At 65.6% G+C, this 1,173-nt stretch carries 1 protein-coding gene; it reads right to left on the bottom strand.

Annotated elements, in window-relative coordinates; translation table 11 throughout:
- Nucleotides 1–39: 39 nt before the first annotated feature.
- Nucleotides 40–1,131 carry an isocitrate/isopropylmalate dehydrogenase family protein gene (locus CXQ88_RS21330; protein WP_104046153.1) on the bottom strand — a complete coding sequence of 364 codons (1,092 nt, stop codon included), beginning with the start codon at nucleotides 1,129–1,131 and terminating at the stop codon, nucleotides 40–42.
- Between the last annotated feature and the right edge of the window lie 42 nt (nucleotides 1,132–1,173).

Below are 1,173 nucleotides of genomic sequence, written 5' to 3'. Positions count from 1 at the left end.
TGGTGCCGGGCGGGTGGTGGCCCGCCCGGCGTCCGGGGGTTAGGCGTGGGTGAGGGTGGTGATGCGGTTGGTGACGGCGTCTGCGAAGTCGCTGGTGCCGGCGGTGCCGCCCAGGTCCTTGGTGGTGGTGCCGTCCAGGACTGTCGCTTCGACGGCCTTTTCGACCAGTTCGGCGGCCTGGAGGACTTTGTCGTCGTTGAATTTCGCGCCGAGCCAGCGCAGCAGCATCGCGGAGGAGAGGATCATCGCGATGGGGTTGGCGATGTTCTGTCCGGCGATGTCCGGGGCGGATCCGTGGGAGGCCTGGGCCATGGCGTGGGTGTCGGAGGAGTTGATTGACGGGGCGATGCCGAGGGACCCGGCGACTTCTCCGGCGAGGTCCGAGAGGATATCGCCGAACATGTTTTCGGTGACGATGACGTCGAACTTGTTCGCGCGGCGGACCATGTGGACGGTCATCGCGTCGATGTGGAAGTCGTTCACGGACACGTCCGGGTACTGGGTGGCGACTTCGCGGCAGACGTCGCGGAACAGGCCGGTGGTCATTTTCAGGACGTTGGCCTTGTGCACGATGGTCAGCTGCTTGGTGCGGGACTGGGCGAGCTGGAACGCGGCGTGGGCGATGCGTTCGGTTGCGGCGCGGGTGATGATGCCGTGCATGATGGCCACGTCGGGGGTGGGCATGAATTCGCCGGTACCGGCGAAGGTGTTCCGGTCCGCGTAGAAGCCTTCGGTGTTTTCGCGCACGATAACCAGGTCCGTGCCCTCAACGATGGCGTTGCCGCCCGGGAATGCCTTGGACGGGCGGATGTTGGCGAACAGGCCAAAGTGCTTGCGGATCGTGCCGGAGGGGTTCAACGCGGACTTGTGCGGCTCGGGGTAGGAGGCGGAATCGTGCGGGCCCAGGAGCCAGCCGTCAACGTTGTTCAGCGCTTCGAGGGTTTCCTCGGGGACGGCGATGCCATGGGTGTCGATCGCGGTCCGGCCCAGCGGAAGCTCGGTCCAGGCGAGTGCGGGGGCACCAGCGGCGGCCATCGCCGCGTCCAGGATCTGCACTGAGGCCGGCACGATCTCCGGGCCGATGCCGTCGCCGTTCAGGACGGCCAGCTGGTACTGCTTGGATTCAGTCACGGGTTTTTCCTTTTCTATATATCCAGGTCTCTTTGACGGACC

The sequence above is a fragment of the Arthrobacter sp. ZGTC412 genome, from assembly GCF_002929215.1.
Taxonomy (GTDB): domain Bacteria; phylum Actinomycetota; class Actinomycetes; order Actinomycetales; family Micrococcaceae; genus Arthrobacter.
The sequence above is the reverse complement of the archived record's forward strand: the minus strand, read 5'-3'. Positions and strand labels throughout refer to the sequence as shown.